Genomic DNA, 13,997 nt, shown 5'->3' on the forward strand with positions numbered 1-13,997 from the left:
GGGGCAGCCGCCTTCCCCGGCGGCGGCGTCGACCCGGAGGACGGCGGCCCGGTCGCCGCCGCGCTGCGCGAGGCCGAGGAGGAGACCGGCCTGGACCCGGCGGGCGTGCACGTGGTCGGGACCATGCCCGAGCTGTACATCTGGCGCAGCGACAACCGGGTGACCCCGGTGATCGGCTGGTGGCACACGCCCAGCGCCGTGCACGCGGCCTCGCCCGACGAGGTGGAGTCGGTGGAGCGGGTGCCGGTAGCCGAGCTGGTCGACCCGGCCAACCGGCTCGTCCTGAGCCATCCGAGCGGTTACGCCGGCCCGGCGTTCCGGGTGCGGGGGCTGCTGGTCTGGGGGTTCACGGCGGGCGTGCTCGACGGGGTGCTCTCCGTCTCGGGCTTCGAGCGGCCGTGGGACCGCTCACGGGTCGAGGAGGTGCCTCCCGAGGTCATGGATCTCGCCTCCCGGGGATGAGGCGTCCCGGAGCCCGGTGACGGCGTCGTCCGTGGACCGCTCGCGCGTCGGCCGTGCGTTGTCCGTGGGCCACTCGCGCGTCGGCCGTGCGTTGTCCGTGGGCCACTCGCGCGTCGCTCGTACGCCGTCCGTGGACCGCTTGCGCGCCGGCCGTACGCCGTTCGTGTGCCGTCTGCGCCTCGGCGGTGAAGCGGCTACGCGCCGCCGCCCACCAGGCTCATTCCCAGGCAGGCCCAGTCGGCGACGTCCTCGTCGGAGTCGTGCGCCAGGCGGCGCAGCGCGACCAGGCCGGCGGGGTCGGGCGGGCTGCCCATGATGTTCGGCAGGGCGTAGGCGGCGCCGTACCGGACGCCGGCGTCGGGATGCCCGGCCAGCTCGATCACCGAGGGCAGCGCGCGGCGGTCGCGCAGGTGGCCGAAGGCGATCAGCACCGAGTAGAGCACCATCGGGTCGTCCTCGCCGGCGGCGAGGAGGCGCAGGACCGGCAGGCTCCGGTCGGTGAAGCCGAGCCGCCCGAGGATGTCGACGCCGAGCATGCGCTCGGCCGTGGTGGCGCCCTCGCACAGCCGCCGAGCGGCGGTGAAGGTCTCCAGATCGCCCCGTTCCTGCAGCTGGGCGATCGCCTTCCAGCGGATCGCCCCGTCATGGTCCGGATCTCTCAGTGCCGTCTCGATCAGTGACGCGACGGACACCGGCCCCCCGATCGTTGCCATAGTGCAACGATAGCCACAACGGAGCTCGGAGAAGGGCTACGCGCGCGGGGCGGTGGCTGGATACCGTAAAGGGGTGAACGGCGATCTCCTCGACCTTGTCCTGATCGCCCTCATGGTGGCCTTCGCGGTGTCGGGATACCGGCAGGGGTTCATCATCGGGGCCATGAGTTTCGTGGGGTTCGTCGGCGGGCTGCTGCTCGGCGTCTTCATCGCCCCGCCGATCGCCGGCGCCGTGGTCGACGGCGACACCGAGCAGGCGCTGCTCGCCATCGTGATCGTCTTCCTCACGGCCATCATCGGCCAGTTCGCGTCGTCGACGATCGGCGCGGTGATCCGCAGCCACGTCACCTGGGAGCCCGCCAAGGTGGTCGACGCGGTCGGCGGCACGTTCGCCAGCGCGCTGGCGGTGCTGATCGGCACCTGGTTCATCGGCAGCCTGATCGCCTCGTCCCAGTTCACGCTGATCAGCGAGCAGGTGCACAAGTCGCTGCTGCTGGGCACCGTCGACGACGCGATGCCGCAGGCGGCCAAGGACATCCAGAACCCGATCAAGGACTTCATCGACAAGTCGGGCTTCCCCAAGGTGTTCGACGGCATCGGGGGCGGACGCCTCGTCGAGGTGGCTCCGCCCGACCAGGGCGTGCTGAAGGGCAACCCGCGGCTGGAGCGGGCCCGCAGGAGCATCGTCAAGGTCCAGGGCGTCGCCTCGAGCTGCCGCAAGCACATCGAGGGCACCGGGTTCGTCTACGCCCAGAACAAGATCATGACCAATGCCCACGTGGTCGCCGGCGTCGACCAGGACCTGCAGATTATCGACCACCGCGGTGACTCGCGTCCGGCCAGGGTCGTGCTCTACAACCCCGACAGGGACATCGCGGTCCTGCACGTCCCCGGGCTCGACCTGCCGATCCTGCGCTTCTACGCCGGAGAGGTCGAGACGGGCGACGACGCGATCATCGCGGGGTTCCCGCACGGGCAGGGTTTCACGCCCAATGAGGCCCGCATCCGGGTACGGCACAAGGCCCAGGGCACTGACATCTACGAGCGCAACAGCGTGGTCCGCGACGTCTACGCGATCCGCGGCCTGGTCCGCCAGGGCAACTCCGGCGGGCCGTTGCTCACCCCCGACGGCCGGGTCTACGGCGTCGTCTTCGCCGCGGCCCTCGACCAGCAGGAGACGGGCTACGTCCTGACCGCCAGCGAGGTCGCCCCGGACGCCGAGGACGGATCCCGTCTGCTCAACCGGGTCGGCACCCAGGAGTGCGACCACTGACTCCGCGCCCTGGCCCGGTGATCGGCTCGGCCCCGGTGATGCCCCGCTCGGGCCTCCTCACCGAGGGGCCGGACCCCTCCCGGCCCTCCTGACCCCCGCAGGGCCCTTCACAGCAGGGCTCCAGCAGGGCCTCTCACCGCAAGGCTCCTCACAACAGGGCCTTGATCCCGGCGATCGCCTCCGCCGGGTCCGGTTCCGCCGATCCTGCCAGCTCCCGGGCGGTCCGGGCGATCTCCGGGTACGGCGGGCCGTACCCGGAGATCCGGGCGGCGCCGCGCGTGAGCAGCGCCGAGGCCCCGCGCCGGTTGCCCCGCTGGAGATGGGTGAGGCCGACGCAGATCTGCGCCAGCCCCTGCCAGAGCTCGCGCTCGTCCGCCGGGCCGGTCTTCCAGCGGGCCTCCAGCACCTCGTGAGCGTGGAAGGGGCGGTTCTCAGCGAGCAGCCGGCGCGCCTCGGCGAGGGCTTCGGCCGCGTCCGGCGCGTAGTCGTCGGGGACACGCTCCACGCCCTCGGCCCCGCGCGGCAGCGGGCGGCCGAACATGTCGCGCGGCCGCTGGTTGCGCGCCCGGCCATCGGGGTCGCGGTCGCGGGGGATCGGAGCCGCGGAGTCGCGGGGGCCCGCCGGGCCGGGTCCGTCGGGGTCGCGGTCGCGGGGGATCACCGGTCGGGCTCCGGGTCGGCCAGCCAGTCGATCAGCTCGGCGTCGAACTCCGCGGGCCGCTCCTCGTGCGGGAAGTGCCCGGCGCCCTCCATCAGGCGCCACCGGTAGGGGGCGATCACGTGGCGGCCGGAGCCCTGGGCGGTGCGCGGCAGCATCCGCCGGTCGAGGGCGCCGTGCAGGTGCAGCGTGGGCGTCTCGATCCCGGTCCGCATGCTCCTGGCGTACCGCAACCCGTCCGGGCGGAGCTGGGATCGGGCGAACCAGCGGTGGTACTCCAGCGCGCAGTGGGCGACGTTGAGGATGCCGAAGGCCTCCCGGTAGGTCCGGGCCACCTCCTCCTCCGGCCAGGCGGGCCCCGACCAATCGTCCAGCAGCCTGCCCACCAGGGCGGCGCCGTGGGCGGTCAGCCGCCGCTCGGGCAGGAACGGCAGCTGGAAGCCGAACGCGTGGGCGCTCGCCCGCAGCTGGCCGAAGGGGTCGGAGCGCAGCGCGGAGCGGAGCCGCAGCGGGTGCGGGGCCGAGACCGCCGCCAGCCGCCGGACCGTCTTCGGGTCGAGCGCGGCCATCGTCCAGGCGATCAGGCCGCCCCAGTCGTGGCCGACGACGATCGCACCGGTCTCGCCCAGCGCGCGGATCAGACCGGTCGCGTCGGCGGCCAGGGCCGGCAGGTCGTAGCCGCGCGGCGGCTTGTCGCTGGCGCCGTAGCCGCGCAGGTCCACGGCGACGGCGCGGTAACCCGCGGCGGGCAGGGAGGCGAGCTGGTGACGCCAGCTCCACCAGAACTGGGGGAACCCGTGCAGCAGCAGCACCAGGGGGCCCTCGCCGGCCTCCACGATGTGGAAGCGGGTGCCGCGGGCGTGCACGGAGCGGTGGGTCCATGGGCCCTCGATGAGGACCGCGGACTCGTCTGGTCGGCTCACTGGTCCGGTTTCACCGACTCTCGGGGGTCGCCGGGCTTCCCGGCGGAGGGGGAGGGGACGGGGGCGGGGGACGAACCGGAGAGCTCGCTCTCGCCGCTCTTGATGGTCTTGAGCGAGCGGAGCGTCCGCTTCATCCCGGTCAGGCCCTTGAGCCGCCGGACACCGACGAGGACCAGCAGGCCCGCCACGACCAGGTAGAAGAGGGTGACGGTCGCGAAGGCCCAGCCCTCCGCCCAGTCGAACACGCCCACCAGGGCGTAGGCGATGGCGAAGGATGCGAGGATCAGGCACAGGTGGGCCATGAACGCCGCGGCGGCGAACAGTCCCGCCGCCAGGCCGACGCGCTTGGCGTCGAACCGCAGCTCGGCCTTGGCCAGTTCGATCTCGGCTCGGACCAGGGTGGAGATGTGGCTGCTGGCCGCGGCGACCAGCGAGCCCAGGGACTCCTCCTGCGGCTCCGTGGCCGGATTGTGCGTCATGAACGATCTCCTATCGAGCGCCGATGCCAACATCATCCTGCGCGTTGGGGTTTCTGCGCACGCGCGCCTCGGGCAGAGCCGCCGGCGGCGGCACGGCGGTGAGGTCCGTCGCGGGCACGTCCGCGGTCACCGTGTCCGACCTCTCCGGATCATCGCCGAAGGCCGGGCCGGCGATGAGCAGCGACACGGTGGACCCGATCCCGGACGGTATCGGCGCCGCGGCCCCGTCCCGCCGGTGCGGTTCACCGGAGAGTCTGGCCAATCCGGATCGCGGGGACGGCCGCGCCCCGCCGAAGACCCGGAGGAACTTTCCGGTGGCCGGCCGGTTCGGCGGGGGAGGGCCTCGGCCGACCGGCGGGCGCGGCGGGAGGCGGGCCGGAACGGCGGGATCTCGGCGACACGGCACATGGGTCTCCCGGGAAGCGCGTTCGGGGAGGGCCTGTTCCCTCCCGCGCCGACCAGACTTCCCGGCACTCCTGGCCACCAGCCTATACGGAGTCGATTAACCGGATATTTCGCGACAATCCCATACGGCGCGGCGGGCGAGGCCTCGAAGACCCGCGCCCGCCGCGCCGGGACGGATCCCCGGCGCGGTGGGGACCCGTCCCGGAGGGGGTCAGTCCTCGCTCTTGGCGCTGGGCAGTTTCTCGGAGATGAGGTTCATCACCGTGCTGTCGGCCAGGGTGGTGACGTCGCCGACGCTGCGGTTCTCCGCCACATCGCGGAGCAGGCGCCGCATGATCTTGCCCGAGCGGGTCTTCGGCAGCTCGGGGACCACCAGGATCTGCCGGGGCTTGGCGATCGGGCCGAGGGTCTTGGCCACGTGGGCGCGGAGCTCGGCGGCGATGTCCGCGCCCTCCTCGGCGCCGCCGCGCAGGATCACGAACGAGACGATGGCCTGGCCGGTCACCGGGTCGGTCGCGCCGACCACGGCCGCCTCGGCGACCTTCGGGTGGGAGACCAGGGCCGACTCCACCTCGGTGGTGGAGATGTTGTGGCCCGAGACGAGCATGACGTCGTCGACGCGGCCCAGCAGCCAGATGTCGCCGTCCTCGTCCTTCTTGGCGCCGTCGCCCGCGAAGTACACGCCCTCGAAGCGGGACCAGTAGGTGTCGATGTAGCGCTGGTCGTCGCCCCAGATCGTGCGGAGCATCGACGGCCACGGGTCGCGGATGGCGAGGTATCCGCCGCCGCCGTTGCCGACGCCGTTGCCCTGGTCGTCGACCACCTCGGCGGTGATACCGGGCAGCGGGCGCATGGCGGCGCCCGGCTTGCCGCTGGTCACACCGGGGAGCGGGCTGATCATGATGGCGCCGGTCTCGGTCTGCCACCAGGTGTCCACGACCGGGGTGCGGCCCGCGCCGATGTGCTCGCGGTACCAGACGTAGGCCTCGGGGTTGATCGGCTCGCCGACGCTGCCCAGGATCCGCAGGGACGACATGTCGTACTTGGCGGGGATGTCGTCGCCCCACTTCATGAACGTGCGGATCGCGGTCGGGGCGGTGTAGAGGATCGTGACCCCGTACTTCTGCACGATCTCCCAGAAGCGGCCGCGGTGCGGGGTGTCCGGGGTGCCCTCGTAGATGACGCTGGTCGCGCCGTTGGCGAGCGGTCCGTACACGATGTAGGAGTGCCCGGTCACCCAGCCGATGTCGGCGGTGCACCAGTAGACGTCGGTCTCGGGCTTGAGGTCGAAGACCGCGTGGTGGGTGTAGGCGGTCTGGGTCAGATAGCCGCCGGTGGTGTGCAGGATGCCCTTCGGCCGGCCGGTCGTGCCGCTGGTGTAGAGGATGTAGAGCGGGTGCTCGGAGTCGTGCGGGACCGGGGCGTGCTCGGTGCTCTGGCGCTCCACCAGGTCGTGCCACCAGACGTCCTTGCCGGTCCAGTCCACCTCCTGGCCGGTCCGGCGGACCACGAGCACGTGCTCGATGCCGGGGCACTCCTTGACCGCCTCGTCCACGGTCGGCTTGAGGGCACTGGGCGCGCCGCGGCGGTAGCCGCCGTCGGCGGTGACCACGATCTTGGCGTCGGCGTCCTTGATCCGGCCGCTGAGCGCGGTGGCGGAGAAGCCGCCGAAGACGACGGAGTGGATCGCGCCGATGCGGGCGCAGGCGAGCATCGTGATCGGCAGCTCGGGGATCATCGGCATGTAGATCGCGACCCGGTCGCCCTTGCCGACGCCCAGCTCGGTCAGGGCGTTCGCCGCCTTGCCGACCTCCCGCTGGAGGTCGGCGTAGGTGATCGTGCGGGTGTCGCCCTCGGGCTCGCCCTCCCAGTGGTAGGCGATCTTGTCGCCGCGCCCCGCCTCGACGTGGCGGTCGACGCAGTTGTAGGCGACGTTCAGCTCGCCGCCGACGAACCACTTGGCGAAGGGCGGGTTCCACTCCAGGGTGGTGTCCCAGCGCCTGGACCAGCTCAGCCGCTCGGCCTGCCTGTCCCAGAACGCCAGCCGGTCGGCCTCCGCCTCGGTGTAGGCCTGCTCGGTCACGTTCGCGGCCGCGGCCAGTTCGGCGGGAGGAGCGAACCGCCGGGTCTCGCTCAGCAGGTTCGACAGCGTCTCCTGGGGCTCACGCGGTTCGGAACCAGGGGTCTCCGGGGCCACTACGCACTCCTTACTCGTACTGCTCATCGGCTTCGGATGTGTCCCACTTCACCAGGGTGGAGCCGTCCGCCACAAGAGGTCTAGACAGGTCTGTACCAAGCGGATGCAAGGGACGTCCCGGTTCGTATGGGCTCAGGGGTGGATAAGAGGGTCCGTGGAAGCGGTCGATCCCGACACTAGGAACGGAGGGCACGGCGTTCCACGGGCCCCGGCGGGGTGCTGCGCCGGATGGCGCCATATGTTCGGTGAACGGTCCGGCGCCGCGTTCCGGCGACAGGCGCACGGCGCGGTCCGCGGTTTGTTGACCGGCCGGTAGGGTCGGGAACCGTGAGCGACCCATTGGCTGTCATCGCCGAGCTGCCGGGAGTGTCCGAGGCCGTGGCCGACGTGCGCAAGGCCGTGGACCGGCTCTACGGGCATCGCGTGCTGCGGCGCAAGAGCCCGGAGGTGTCGGCCAGGTCGGCCCTGCGGGGGGCCCGCGCGTCCGCCGCGCTGGAGGGGGCCGACATCCCCTTGGAGGCGATCCCTGAGACCGCCGACCCCGTCGTCCAGGGCGCACTGCGCGTCTCGGCCGAGCTCGGCGGGCTCGGCCGCACCTGGCGTACGGCGCCGCGGCAGGTGCTGGCCAGGCTGCACACCTTGGCCGCGGCCGGCCTCACCGAGGACCTCGGCCGGCCCAGGGCCACCGAGACGGCACCGGATCTGCTCGGGGTGGGCGCCGCACCGGGAGCCGAAGCGACGGTGGCCCGGGTGGACGGGCTGGTCGGCCTGGTGACGGCCGACTCCAAGGCGCCCGCGCTGGTACTGGCCGCCATCGTGCACGCGGAGCTGGCCGTGCTGCGGCCGTTCGGCACGGCGGACGGAATCGTCGCGAGAGCCGCGGAGCGGCTCACACTGGTGGAGTTCGGGCTGGACCCGAAGTCGCTGGCGGCGGTGGAACTGGGTCACCTGGAGCTCGGGCCCGCCTACGGGGATGGTCTGCGGGCCTATCTGACCGGCACCCCCGACGGGATCACGGCCTGGGTACGGCACTGCGCCGCGGCGGTCACGCTCGGGGTGCGCGAGGCCACGGCGATCTGTGAGGCCATGCAGCGGGGCTGACCCGGACGGGCCCGGTGCGGTGGCCCGGTGCAGGATCTGCGACGGTCCCGGTGCGGTCCCGGTGCGGTCCCGGTGCGGTCCCGGTGCGGTCCCGGTGCGGTGCGGGCTGCGGATCGGCGTGATGCGGGCCGGGTGCGGAGAGGCCTGGTCGCTGAGGTTGCGGACATGAAGCGTGAAAAGCGGACGGCGCCCCTTTGCGGGGCGCCGTCGCCTGCACGTCTCACCTGGTTACCAAGCGTGCACCTGTATTCGTCGAAACGGGGCAAGCCCGTGTCGACGCGCCTCCCGCGGCTGGTCGCGCGTGGGTACCTGGTGGCCGTGCGCGGACACTGGGTCCGTGAAACCTTTGTATGACGGATTCCGGCTGATGGGAACCCCCAGGACCAAGACCTTTACGGATTCCGGAACGTTTGGGATGAACCATCCCGAATGCTCCCAGGCGTCGCGCTGGGGAAGAGAGGCCCTGTCGCGAAGGGGGGCCGGCGCTCAATCGATGATCACTATCCGTGATCATCGAAGGGTGGCGAAGAAGGGCGTCCTCGGTTTCGGCCCTGCCATCGAGTCCTTAATGCGGAGATAGCGGAGAAACCCGAAAATTTCTTCTCGACGGGGCCTGAGAGCATGGGGCACGATACGGTTGTCTTCCTCTGGACCGGAGCGACTACACGTGGTCGGTTCTGCGGATCCCTTGCCCTGACAGGACCGCCGTTGAAAGCCTTCCTCTGAAACGGGACCGGCTCTACCCCCCCCCAGAGCCGGACCGCTAGGCGACCCCCGCTATCCCCCCCAGCGGGGTCGCCCCCTTTTCAGGTACTCGTCCCCGGGCGTTCTCCACGGAGTCGGCCCCGGACGGTCGTCCACAGGCGATGAAGACTGCCGGACGGTCGTCCACAGAGCAGGATTCGAGGGCTCGGGCGGAGCGGATCCCCCTGGAAGGTGGGTCTCCCACCTTCCAGGGAGGCATCTTGGACCGCCCGCTGGTCATCACCGAGGACCACGACCTGCTCGACGACCTGCTGCGCGTCGCCGCGGCCGCCGGAGCGGAGCTCGACGTCGCGCATGCGCCCGCACACGCCCGGCCCTACTGGAGCCGGGCCCCGATGGTGGTCGTCGGCAGCGATGCCGCCGACGCCATGGCGGCGACCGGACCACCGGCCCGGCACCGGGTCATGCTGGTCACGCGCGATCCCGGTGATCCCGACACCTGGCGTAAGTGCGTCGCGGTCGGTGCCCAGGCCGTGCTGGAGCTCCCCGCGGCCGAGCGTCGGCTGGCCGACGAGTTCGCCGACGTCGCGGAGCCCGCCACGAGAGCCGGGCAGGTCGTCTGCGTCATCGGTGGGCGCGGCGGGGCCGGAGCCAGCGTGCTCGCCGCCGGGCTCGCCCTGACCTCGGCCCGCAGGTGTCGGCGGACCCTCCTCGTCGACGCCGATCCGCTCGGCGGCGGGCTCGACCTCCTGCTCGGTCAGGAGGAGGCCGAGGGCGCCCGCTGGTCCGACCTGGTCGCCAGGGAGGGCAGGGTCAGTTTCACCGCTCTCCAGGCGGCGCTGCCCACCTTCTCCGAGCTGACTCTGCTCTCCTTCCACCGCGGCGAGGCCGAGCCCATCCCGGCCGAGGCGATGCGCTCGGTCCTCGACGCGGGTCAACGCGGATTCGACCTCGTGGTCGTCGACCTCCCGCGCGCTCCCGACCCGGCCGCGGTGGAGGCCCTGAGCCGGGCGGCCACCGCGCTGCTGGTCGTCACCGCGGACGTGCGCGGCGTCCTCGCCGCGGCCCAGGTGCTCACGGGGATCCGCGGGCACACCGGGGAGATCCAGGCGGTCGTCCGGAGCGGAGTCCTGGAGGACGAGGTGGTCACCGCCTCCCTCGGCACACCGTGCGCCGGAAGCCTGCCCGACCAACCCCGCCTCATGAGCGCGCTGAACCGGGGGGACATCCCCCCGATCGGCCGGCGAACCGCTCTGGGCCGGTTCTGCCGGACGTTCCTGGACTCCCTGGCCGGGGTCCGCATGGCCGGAGCCGGGACGTGAACCGGGTCCCGCCCGCCACCGCGGCCTCGCCCGAACTGGTCGAGGCGGTCCGGATACGGCTGGCGCGGGCCGGTGTCGAGCCCAGCGCCGCGCACGTCACCGCCGCGCTCCGGGCCGAGCGGGCGACGCTGGGTGACGCCGAGATCCTGGCGGTGGCCAGGGCTCTGTGCGCGGATCTGATCGGAGCCGGTCCACTGGAACCGCTGCTGGCAGAACCGGAGGTGACCGACGTGCTGGTGAACGGCCCGCGCGAGGTGTGGATCGATGACGGCGCCGGCCTGCGCCGGACCCAGGTGGCCTTCCCCGACGAGGAGGCGGTCCGGAGGCTCGCGCAACGGCTGGCGTCGGCCGCGGGGCGTCGCCTCGACGATGCCTGCCCCTACGTGGACGCCAGGCTGGCTGGCGGAGTCCGGCTCCACGCCGTGCTGCCCCTGGTGGCCCCTGGCGGCACCTGCCTGTCCCTGAGGCTCCCGCCGCGCCGCACGTTCACCCTTCCCGACCTCGCCGAGGCGGGGACGATCGGGCCCGATGCCGTTCCGGTGCTCACCGCGATGATCGAGTCCCGGCTCGCCTTCCTGGTCTCAGGCGGTACGGGCACGGGGAAGACGACCCTGCTGTCCGCGCTGCTCTCCCTGGCGGACCACGGCGATCGCCTGCTCTTGGTCGAGGACTCCGCGGAGCTGCGACCCGTGCACCCCCACGTCGTGCGTCTGGAGTCGCGCCCGGCCAACATCGAGGGCGCAGGGGGAGTCGGCCTGCGTGATCTGGTCCGTCAGGCGCTGCGGATGCGCCCGGACCGCCTCGTCGTCGGCGAGGTCCGCGGGGCGGAGGTCGTCGACCTCCTGGCCGCGCTGAACACCGGGCACGAAGGGGGATGCGGCACGCTGCACGCCAACACGGCGGCCGACGTCCCCTCCCGGCTGGAGGCCCTCGCCTGTGCCGCGGGTCTCAGCAGGGAGGCGGTCCACAGCCAGATCGCCTCGGCACTGGACGCCGTCGTCCACCTCGTCCGCGACCATGCCGGCGGCCGCCGCCGGGTGGCGGAGATATGCATGATGGCGCGCCACCCGTCGGGCCTGGTCCGGGCCGAACCGGCGCTCACCTTCACTCCGGACGGTCAGGTGGTCCGCGGCCCGGGGCTGCCCGCCCTGGCGGCCCGTGTTCCCGGCGTCCTTCCGCGGTCGTGATCGTGGACATGACCGCCGTCCCGGCCGTCGCCGCTCTGCTCCTCGCGGGGTCGACCGCCTGGTTGTGGACGGGACCGGATCCGGCGGCCGCCCGGCTACGGCGGCTTCGGCGTCCACCGGGACCACGACGGTACGGCTCCGCCGGGCCGCGCTCCTCCCCGAGGTGGCCTGCCCGCCGTTCCCGGCCGTCCCGGAGCGCGGCGGCCTGGCGGGCGGCCTCTCTGGAACTCTGCCAGGGACTGGCCGCCGAACTGGCCGCCGGCCGGACCGCGCACGAAGCATTGATCCGGGCGGGAGCGGCGGTGACGTTCCCCGACCCGATGGCACTCCGTTCCCTGATCGCGGCGGCGCGGGACGGCGGGGACGTCCCGGCGACCCTGCTGGCCGCCGCACCGGAGCGGGGAGGCGAAGGGCTCAGGAGACTGGCCGCTTGCTGGCAGGCAGGGGTGACCGTCGGCGGAGGGCTCGTCATCCTCGTCGATCGGGTGGCGGTCTCCCTCAGAGAGGCCGAAAGCCATCGCCAGGACGTCGCGGCTCAGCTCGCCGGTCCGCGCGCGACGGCCCGGCTGCTCGCGGGACTTCCGGTCCTGGGTCTGTCGATGGCGGCGGGACTGGGCATGCGCCCCCTCGACTTCTTGTTCGGTGGTCCGGTGGGAACGGCCTGTCTGGTGCTCGGCGTCGCTCTCGACGGCTGCGGCCTGTGGTGGACCCGGCAGCTCGTCGCCCGAGCCGAACGTGCCTGAACCTCCGGTGGGGCCGGAGGGAGAGAGGAACACATGGGTGTGATGAACGCTCTGGCGGCCGGGACGCCGACCGCCGTGCTCACCGCCGCCGCGGTCTGGATGTGGACGTCGCCCGCCGATCCGGTCCGCCGGCTCCGGCGGGCACGTCCGCATCCTCCGCTTCCCTTGCGTCCCTTGCTCCCGGCGCACTCCTCTGCGGGTGGGAATCACCTCCGCGAGAGCGGATCCGGCGGCACCGGGCGGCCGGGGGCGGGGGCGGGGGCGGATCAGTCTGCGGACACGCCGGGATGGTACTTGGGCAGGCGGACGCTCACCTTCGTCCCGGCGCCCCGGCCGGTCTCCACCACCAGGCCGTACTCGTCGCCGTAGACCTGGCGCAGCCGCTCGTCCACGTTGGCCAGGCCCACTCCCCCGGTCCCCGACCGCGCGTCGGCGTCACCGGCCAGGATGCGGCGGAGCCGGTCGGGGTCCATGCCGACCCCGTCGTCCTCGACGCTGATCCGGCACTCGGCCCCGGCGTCCTCGGCGAGGATGGAGATCCGGCCCACGCCGGGCTTGCTCTCCAGGCCGTGCCGTACGGCGTTCTCCACCAGGGGCTGCAGACACAGGAACGGCACCGCCACCGCGAGCACCTCGGGCGCGATCCGGAGCGTGACCTGGAGCTGGTCGCCGAAGCGGGCGCGCTCCAGGGTCAGGTAGCGGTCGATGGAGCGCAGCTCCTCGGCGAGCGTGGTGAACTCCCCGTGCCTGCGGAAGGAGTAGCGGGTGAAGTCGGCGAACTCCAGCAGCAGCTCCCGGGAGCGGTCGGGGTCGGAGCGGACGAAGCTCGCGATCGTGGTCAGCGAGTTGTAGATGAAGTGCGGGGAGATCTGCGCGCGCAGCGCCCGGACCTCGGCCTCCATCAGCCGCGTCCGGGATCGGTCGAGCTCGGCCAGCTCCAGTTGCGAGTTCACCCAGTTCGCCACCTCGTGGGCGGCGCGGACCAGGCCCGCGGAGGCGTGGCCGCCGTAGGCGGCCAGCGAGCCCACCACCCGGCCGTCGGTGGTGAGCGGCACCACGACGGCGAACCGGATCGGGCACTCGGGCAGGTCGCAGGAGACGATCTCCGGTCCCAGCACCTGGGTCCGGCCGTCGGCCAGGGTCTTGCCGGCGTGCTCGAAGGCCTCGCGGGCGTGGTGGTCCCCCTCGCCGTCGTAGACCAGCAGCCGCTGCTCGTCGGCGATCGCCAGCGCCGGTGAGCCGAGCAGCGCGCGCAGGTGCCGGGAGGCCTTCTGGGCTCCCGCCTCGGTCAGCCCGGCCCGCAGCGGCGGGGCCGCGAGCGAGGCGGTGTGCAGGGTCTCGAAGGTGGCCCGCTCGGCGGGGCTGCTGCCCAGCTCCCGCCGTCCGCGCAGCACCCGCCAGAGCACCAGGGCGGGCACTCCGACCAGGGCGACGACCAGCAGCACGGCCACGACGGGTTCCACGCCCCGGACCCTATCCGTCCCCGACCGTGCCGGGCACCGTCTCCCCTGTCCGTCTTTCCTGTCCGTCTTCCATGACCGTCCGCCGCCGGCCCCTCCGGCGCGGGCCGGGCGCGGTGAAGTTCGCACCAGGAGGGCGGCCGCCGACTATGTACAACGTTGAATACAACGTTGTACAAAGATCTGGAAGACGGGGGCGTCCGGTCGGGGACACGTGTGAGACACAGCGGAAGAGGTCTTATGGGTGCCAGAGTCGTTCGACGCATGATCGTCGCGTTGGCGGGGCTGTCCTGCCTGCTCGCGGCGGCCCCGGCCGCGGAGGCGGCGGAGCCCGCACCGGCCGCGGAGCCCTTCGGAGGGGCCCCGGCG

The 13,997-nt window shown here is 72.7% G+C and carries 13 protein-coding genes; 6 read left to right on the forward strand and 7 right to left on the reverse strand.

The window, feature by feature from the left end; genetic code table 11:
* The coding region (locus tag ACWJ6R_RS16540) for an NUDIX hydrolase (RefSeq protein WP_449063072.1) at positions 1–462 on the forward strand (462 nt) is incomplete at its 5' end.
* A gap of 194 nt (positions 463–656) precedes the next feature.
* On the opposite strand, the gene ACWJ6R_RS16545 is transcribed toward ACWJ6R_RS16540, so the two are convergent.
* A complete protein-coding gene (locus tag ACWJ6R_RS16545) occupies positions 657–1,175 on the reverse strand; it encodes a HEAT repeat domain-containing protein (RefSeq protein ID WP_449063073.1) in 519 nt (172 codons plus the stop codon).
* Between the two features lie 73 nt (positions 1,176–1,248).
* Here ACWJ6R_RS16545 and ACWJ6R_RS16550 point away from each other — a divergent pair, with 73 nt between their 5' ends.
* Positions 1,249–2,448 carry a MarP family serine protease gene (locus tag ACWJ6R_RS16550; protein WP_449063074.1) on the forward strand — a complete coding sequence of 400 codons (1,200 nt, stop codon included), beginning with the start codon at positions 1,249–1,251 and terminating at the stop codon, positions 2,446–2,448.
* 148 nt (positions 2,449–2,596) lie between these two features.
* Here ACWJ6R_RS16550 and ACWJ6R_RS16555 read toward each other — a convergent pair whose 3' ends face one another.
* From ACWJ6R_RS16555 to acs, 5 genes are all read right to left on the reverse strand, one after another.
* Positions 2,597–3,109, reverse strand: a complete 513-nt coding sequence (locus tag ACWJ6R_RS16555) for a DUF309 domain-containing protein (RefSeq protein ID WP_449063075.1) — start codon at positions 3,107–3,109, stop codon at positions 2,597–2,599.
* Positions 3,106–4,029, reverse strand: a complete 924-nt coding sequence (locus ACWJ6R_RS16560) for an alpha/beta fold hydrolase (protein ID WP_449063076.1) — start codon at positions 4,027–4,029, stop codon at positions 3,106–3,108. Before ACWJ6R_RS16560 ends, ACWJ6R_RS16555 begins: the two co-directional genes overlap by 4 nt.
* On the reverse strand, positions 4,026–4,508 hold the full coding sequence (locus ACWJ6R_RS16565) for a phage holin family protein (protein WP_449063077.1): 483 nt from the start codon (positions 4,506–4,508) through the stop codon (positions 4,026–4,028). Before ACWJ6R_RS16565 ends, ACWJ6R_RS16560 begins: the two co-directional genes overlap by 4 nt.
* A 10-nt stretch (positions 4,509–4,518) precedes the next feature.
* Positions 4,519–4,695, reverse strand: coding sequence for a hypothetical protein (locus ACWJ6R_RS16570; RefSeq protein WP_449063078.1), 177 nt, complete (start codon positions 4,693–4,695; stop codon positions 4,519–4,521).
* A 429-nt stretch (positions 4,696–5,124) separates the two neighbouring features.
* The gene (gene acs / locus ACWJ6R_RS16575) at positions 5,125–7,110 is read right to left on the reverse strand and encodes an acetate--CoA ligase (protein WP_449063079.1); all 1,986 of its coding nucleotides are present in this window, start codon (positions 7,108–7,110) and stop codon (positions 5,125–5,127) included.
* 327 nt (positions 7,111–7,437) lie between these two features.
* Between acs and ACWJ6R_RS16580 the strand changes: the two genes are divergently transcribed.
* The 4 genes from ACWJ6R_RS16580 to ACWJ6R_RS16595 all read left to right on the forward strand — a co-directional run bounded on the left by ACWJ6R_RS16580 (position 7,438) and on the right by ACWJ6R_RS16595 (position 12,168).
* The gene (locus tag ACWJ6R_RS16580; protein WP_449063080.1) at positions 7,438–8,211 is read left to right on the forward strand and encodes an oxidoreductase; all 774 of its coding nucleotides are present in this window, start codon (positions 7,438–7,440) and stop codon (positions 8,209–8,211) included.
* Positions 8,212–9,176: 965 nt separating this feature from the next.
* Entirely contained in the window at positions 9,177–10,238 is a 1,062-nt protein-coding gene (gene ssd, locus ACWJ6R_RS16585) for a septum site-determining protein Ssd (RefSeq protein ID WP_449063081.1), read from the forward strand.
* Complete coding sequence (locus ACWJ6R_RS16590) at positions 10,235–11,425, forward strand: TadA family conjugal transfer-associated ATPase (RefSeq protein ID WP_449063082.1); 1,191 nt, start codon at positions 10,235–10,237, stop codon at positions 11,423–11,425. The genes ssd and ACWJ6R_RS16590 overlap by 4 nt, the downstream gene beginning before the upstream one ends.
* A gap of 8 nt (positions 11,426–11,433) precedes the next feature.
* On the forward strand, positions 11,434–12,168 hold the full coding sequence (locus ACWJ6R_RS16595) for a type II secretion system F family protein (protein ID WP_449063083.1): 735 nt from the start codon (positions 11,434–11,436) through the stop codon (positions 12,166–12,168).
* A 266-nt stretch (positions 12,169–12,434) separates the two neighbouring features.
* On the opposite strand, the gene ACWJ6R_RS16600 is transcribed toward ACWJ6R_RS16595, so the two are convergent.
* Entirely contained in the window at positions 12,435–13,631 is a 1,197-nt protein-coding gene (locus tag ACWJ6R_RS16600; RefSeq protein WP_449063084.1) for a sensor histidine kinase, read from the reverse strand.
* Positions 13,632–13,997: the final 366 nt, after the last annotated feature.

The organism is Planomonospora algeriensis (genome assembly GCF_977012225.1).

Excerpts from the sequence above, each read along its gene's own strand:
- ACWJ6R_RS16545 (WP_449063073.1), bottom strand. The coding sequence starts at position 1,175 with ATGGCAACGATCGGGGGGCCGGTGTCCGTCGCGTCACTGATCGAGACG.
- ACWJ6R_RS16595 (WP_449063083.1), top strand. The coding sequence starts at position 11,434 with ATGACCGCCGTCCCGGCCGTCGCCGCTCTGCTCCTCGCGGGGTCGACC.
- ACWJ6R_RS16565 (WP_449063077.1), bottom strand. The coding sequence starts at position 4,508 with ATGACGCACAATCCGGCCACGGAGCCGCAGGAGGAGTCCCTGGGCTCG.